Source organism: Streptomyces sp. SID14478, assembly GCF_010548525.1.
Taxonomy (GTDB): domain Bacteria; phylum Actinomycetota; class Actinomycetes; order Streptomycetales; family Streptomycetaceae; genus Streptomyces.
In genome coordinates this window covers 1-5,050 of sequence record NZ_JAAGMG010000482.1, presented here as the reverse complement: position 1 = coordinate 5,050, position 5,050 = coordinate 1, and the positions used below count along the sequence as shown (strand labels likewise).

At 72.1% G+C, this 5,050-nt stretch carries 5 protein-coding genes and 1 pseudogene; 2 read left to right on the top strand and 4 right to left on the bottom strand.

The annotated features are described in order from the left end of the window. Window positions 1-93: 93 nt before the first annotated feature. Both G3I40_RS16035 and G3I40_RS16030 read right to left on the bottom strand, forming a co-directional pair. A complete protein-coding gene (locus G3I40_RS16035) occupies window positions 94-591 on the bottom strand; it encodes an ATP-binding protein (protein ID WP_164302840.1) in 498 nt (165 codons plus the stop codon). A 204-nt stretch (window positions 592-795) separates the two neighbouring features. Next, window positions 796-1,110: a hypothetical protein gene (locus G3I40_RS16030; RefSeq protein WP_164302839.1), complete on the bottom strand. Its 315-nt coding sequence runs from the start codon at window positions 1,108-1,110 to the stop codon at window positions 796-798. Between the two features lie 348 nt (window positions 1,111-1,458). Here G3I40_RS16030 and G3I40_RS16025 point away from each other — a divergent pair, with 348 nt between their 5' ends. Then, the gene (locus G3I40_RS16025; protein ID WP_203644162.1) at window positions 1,459-2,601 is read left to right on the top strand and encodes a PLP-dependent cysteine synthase family protein; all 1,143 of its coding nucleotides are present in this window, start codon (window positions 1,459-1,461) and stop codon (window positions 2,599-2,601) included. An 82-nt stretch (window positions 2,602-2,683) separates the two neighbouring features. Here G3I40_RS16025 and G3I40_RS16020 read toward each other — a convergent pair whose 3' ends face one another. Both G3I40_RS16020 and G3I40_RS16015 read right to left on the bottom strand, forming a co-directional pair. Further along, window positions 2,684-3,163: an SRPBCC family protein gene (locus G3I40_RS16020; protein WP_164302838.1), complete on the bottom strand. Its 480-nt coding sequence runs from the start codon at window positions 3,161-3,163 to the stop codon at window positions 2,684-2,686. Window positions 3,164-3,249: 86 nt separating this feature from the next. Continuing rightward, window positions 3,250-4,077 carry a DeoR/GlpR family DNA-binding transcription regulator gene (locus tag G3I40_RS16015; RefSeq protein ID WP_164302837.1) on the bottom strand — a complete coding sequence of 276 codons (828 nt, stop codon included), beginning with the start codon at window positions 4,075-4,077 and terminating at the stop codon, window positions 3,250-3,252. A gap of 210 nt (window positions 4,078-4,287) precedes the next feature. Between G3I40_RS16015 and G3I40_RS16010 the strand changes: the two are divergent. Continuing rightward, window positions 4,288-5,050 (top strand): annotated as a pseudogene (locus G3I40_RS16010) (hypothetical protein); the annotation flags it as partial.

Genomic DNA, 5,050 nt, shown 5'->3' with positions numbered 1-5,050 from the left:
GCGGGCCTGCGCCCGGCCCGCAGGGCGGCACGCCTGGACGTCCTGCGCGCGATCGCGACGCAGTGACGCACGGCAGCGGTCCTCACCGCCCGGTCAGCCTGCGACGGCCGACCGGGCGGGAGCGTGTTCCGGCGCCTCGGCCCGGAGCGCGGCCGACGACCGGTACACCGGGTACGCGGGCACGGACACGGCCGGCGACGGGGCGGGCAGCGTGAACCAGACGACCTTCCCGCCGTCGGCGGCCGGTCGCACCCCCCAGCTCTCGCTGACCGAAGCGACCATCGCGAGCCCGCGACCGCAGGTGGCGAGGGCGTCCGCGTCGCGCACGACCGGCGGCCGGGGATCGTGGTCGGACACGGAGACCGTGAGCCGGTCCCCGAGCAGCTCGATCTCCACGGCGCACATCTTGTCCGGCTCGGCGTGCCGGTGGACGTTCGTCAGCAGCTCGGTGACTCCGAGCTCCGCGAGGTCGACCAGAGGATCGAGATGCCAGTAGCGCAACTGCGCCGATACGATTCTGCGGACCTGGCGGATCCGCGACGGCAGGGCTTGGAGCTCCACCGTGCAATGCCTGCTCGGCTGGCTGATCACGGCTGCGACTCCCCGAATGAGGTCCGGAAGAAGACGAGAACGGATCGAGCGGAGCGATCACGCTGTGACAGGACCGCCCGCTACGTGTCCGGCGGGCTGGTTCGCAGCGTCATCGCCGGTAAACCCTGAGTAGTGATGTGTGACCAGAGTGACCCAGGGGGTACGGGCGTGCAACTTCGGCGGCTGCTGCGGGTACTGCCCGGCTCAGCTAGTGCGTGCCGTGGCGCTGCGGACGGCCTCGATGAACCGGCTGGCCGCGGGGGGTCCGGCGGTCTCACCCGGGCGGCCCAGCCGCAGGAGGTACCGCCTGCCGTCCACCTCGGCCGTCGCGCGGTCCTCGGCGCCGAACCAGGGCTTGCCCGCACGGACTTCACGCAAGGGCGCGCTGTCGATCTCGCTGCCGTAGCTCGTCAGCAGTTCGAGCCTGCCGCCCGCGATCCGGATCTGTCCGGCGCGGGTCAGCGAGCGCAGCCTTCGCCCGATCCGCACGCCCGTCGCACTGAACTCCGGCTCCGCCATGCCGTCCCGCCCCCTTGAGTGCACATCTGCCGCGCGATCGCGTGTCTGTCGTGCAGTCTGCACGCACCCGGCCAGGAGCACCAGTGCGCATGTGGACGCAGTGTGAAGCAATGGGCGCAAACGGAATATGCGCCCCTTCGCGCGGGCGTTCCCCGGCTCCGCCAGGCGTGCCTTTGAGGCGCTCAAAGGCGTGTTTATGCAGGTGAGAAGCGTGTGGAAGGTGTCTATGATCGGGGTGTCCGGCCGTTTCGGGCCGGGCCCGAACCTGGCCCTGTGGCGCCTCACTTCCCCCGAGGTCCCGCCCGCGCCGTGTTCGGAACGATGCGAAGGAGCCGCGCGGTGAGCACGATGCAACAGGGCCGTCCCGCAGGCGACGGCACGGCAGGCCGGCCGATGCCGACGCTCGACGTCGACCACACGGACCTCGCCTACCGGGCCTGGCTCAAGGAGGCCGTCCGCAAGGTCCAGGCCGACAGCAACCGCTCCGCCGACACCCACCTGCTGCGCTTCCCGCTGCCCGAGCACTGGGGCATCGACCTGTACCTGAAGGACGAGTCGACGCACCCCACCGGCAGCCTCAAGCACCGCCTCGCCCGCTCGCTGTTCCTGTACGGCCTGTGCAACGGCTGGATCCGGCCGGACCGCCCGGTGATCGAGGCCTCCAGCGGCTCGACGGCCGTCTCGGAGGCCTACTTCGCGAAGCTGATCGGCGTGCCCTTCATCGCCGTGATGCCGCGTACGACGAGCGCCGAGAAGTGCCGACTGATCGAATTCCACGGCGGACAGTGCCACTTCGTCGACGACTCCAGGATGATGTACGCGGAGTCGGCGGCCCTCGCCGCGCGCACCGGCGGCCACTACATGGACCAGTTCACGTACGCGGAGCGGGCCACGGACTGGCGCGGCAACAACAACATCGCCGAATCGATCTACCGGCAGCTGGAGTTGGAGCGCTACCCCTGTCCGACCTGGATCGTCGCGACGGCCGGCACCGGCGGCACCTCGGCGACGCTCGCCCGCTACGTGCACTACATGCAGCACGACACCCGCATCTGCGTCGCCGACCCGGAGAACTCCTGCTTCTTCGAGGGCTGGACGACGAACAACCCCGACGCCACCAGCGACTGCGGCTCCCGCATCGAGGGCATCGGCCGTCCGCGCATGGAGCCGAGCTTCGTGCCCGGCGCCATCGACCGCATGATGAAGGTCCCCGACGCCGCGAGCGTCGCGGCGGTCCGCGCCCTGGAGCAGACCATCGGCCGCAAGGCGGGCGGGTCGACGGGCACGGGCCTGTGGAGCGCGCTCAAGATCATTGCGGAGATGGTGGCGGAGGGCCGCACGGGCAGCGTGGTCACCCTGCTGTGCGACCCCGGGGACCGCTACCTCGACAAGTACTACTCGGACGACTGGCTCGCGCAGCAGGGGCTGGACATCGGCCCGTACGCGGAGGCGATCCGGCTGCTCCTGGAGACGGGGGAGTGGCCGCAGTAGGTCCCGGCGCGGCCCACCCCTGGGTGCGAGGAGCGCGCCCAGGGGCGTCAACTCCCGGCGCTGGGCGCGGCATCGGGGACGGTCAGGCAGGCGCGGCCGCCAGCCGCCGCTCCAGCGCCCCCACCGCATCCCGGAAAGCCCGCCCGAGGCCGGCCCGTCCCACCTTCAAGCCCATCCGGAACGGTGCCGCCCCGTCCGCCGCGAACGTCCACTGCACCCGCGACCCGCCGGGCACGGCGACGATCCGCCACTCCTCCAACAGGGCCCGGACCCCGGGTGCGTTGGTCTCGTCGACCCGGTAGGCGTACACCCCGTCGGGCTCGGCGGCGACGATGGTCTCCAGGAAGCGCGTGCCGCCCTTGAGGCGGACCTCCCGCCGCGCCCCGTCGTCCAGCGGCCGCGCCGCCGTCACCGCCGAGAACCACCGGGGCCAGTCGGCGACGTCCTCGGCGAGCGCGCGGTACACCGCCCCCGGCAGCGCCGACACCTCACGGGCGAACACGAGCTTGAGCGGTGCGGTTTCGGCGAAGTCGAGGCCGACGGGCAGAAGACGGCGTGCCATGTGCGTTCAGCCCCCAAGCAGGACGCCCCAACGGGCAAGCGGAACAGACTGGTTGACCGGGCAGCGCCACCATAGCTGGCGGTCCGTCAGATGTCTGTACCGGCATCCGGCTCACCGGCGACGACCAGCCGCACGTGCTCGGAGACCTCCGCGCGCGCCTCGACCGGCAGCCCCGCGTCCGTCACCAGCGTGTCCACCTGGTCCAGCGTCGCGAACGAACTCAGGCCCACCGTGCCCCACTTGGTGTGGTCGGCCACCACCACGACCCGGCGCGCGGACTGCACCAGGCGCCGGTTCGTCTCCGCCTCCGCCAGGTTCGGCGTGGACAGGCCGGCCTCCGCGCTTATGCCGTGCACACCGAGGAACAGCACGTCGAAGTGGAGCGCGGCGATGGCCTGGTCGGCGACCGGACCCACCAGCGAGTCGGACGGGGTGCGCACGCCGCCGGTCAGGACGACCGTCGCCGCGCCCTGCCGCGTACCGGAACTGCGCTGCGCGGCGTGGAACACGTCGGCCACCCGCACCGAGTTGGTGACCACCGTCAGGTCCGGCACGTCCAGCAACTGCTGCGCCAGCGCGTACGTGGTCGTACCCCCCGACAGGGCGATGGCGGTGCCCGGCGCGGTCAGCGTCGCGGCCGTGCGGGCGATGTCCTCCTTGGCGGTCAGCTCCAGACCCGACTTCGCCTCGAAGCCCGGCTCGTGCGTACTCGCCTCGACGACCGGGACGGCCCCGCCGTGCACCTTCTCCAGGACGCCCTGGCGGGCCAGCGCGTCCAGGTCGCGGCGGACCGTCATGTCGGAGACGCCGAGCTTGCGCGTCAGCTCGTTGACCCGGACGCCGCCGCGGCGGCGGACCTCGTCGAGGATCAGGGCGCGGCGCTGCTCCGCGAGGAGGTTCTGATTCTCGCTCACGTCCCGTCGGGTCCCTTCGCCTCGTCCCACGTGCCACACGGCCTGCACTGCAGCGTCATCCTCGCACGCGCCACCGACAGCCGTCCCACCGCCCGAGTGCGTGACCGGCACATCGGTGCCACACGATCGGGGAGATTACGTGACGAGGGATGCACACGGGAGCGCGGAGCCGGGATCCTGGTCACGGTCCAAGAACGGGGGACACCACACATGGCGCGTGAGAACCACCGGCAGCACGAGGAGGCGGTCGCGGACGAGACCGCCCTGGAACTGCTCGTCCACGGCGTCGGCGGCACGACACCCCAGGAGATGCTCGACGATCCGCGCACCGTGCGGGTGTCCGGTGACGAGACGGCAGCGGTGTACCGCCGCGTCGAGGACGCCGACGCGGAGAGCCGCCCGGAGGACTACCGCGGCAAACCCGTGCCCGAGGCGTACGTGTGGTGCAACCTCACCTCGGGCGACGGATCGCGGGCCCTGTGGCTGCTGTTACTGCCCTTCATGGTCGTCAACCTCGCCCACTGGATGCGGCCCAACGCCCGCCGCAGGTCCCGCGCGGTGCGCCTCTACGGCCTCCTCGTGCGTCTGACGGGACTCACGCTCACGGTGCTCTTCGTCGCCGCCGCGTGCGAGGTCGCCCTCGACCTGACGGCCTGGCAGTGCGCGGGCACCCCGGCCTGTGCACAGCAGCGCAGTTGGCTCGGCTTCCTCTCCGTCGACGCGCACGGCGCCGGCGGCTGGTGGAGCCAGCCCGGCCGCCGCCTCGCTCTCGCCGCCCTCGTCCCGACCGCCCTGACCGCCCTGCTCTGGTACCTCTCGCACCGCACCTGGAGCGCGTACGAGTCGCAACTCCCGCCGCGGCACCAGCCCGAGCCCGACGACGGCGACGCGAGCCCCGCCCTCGGCAGGCCCGGATTCTGGTACGGCCGCCGCCTGGTCGCCCGGCTGCGCGCGGCGCACACGGCAGTGGGGC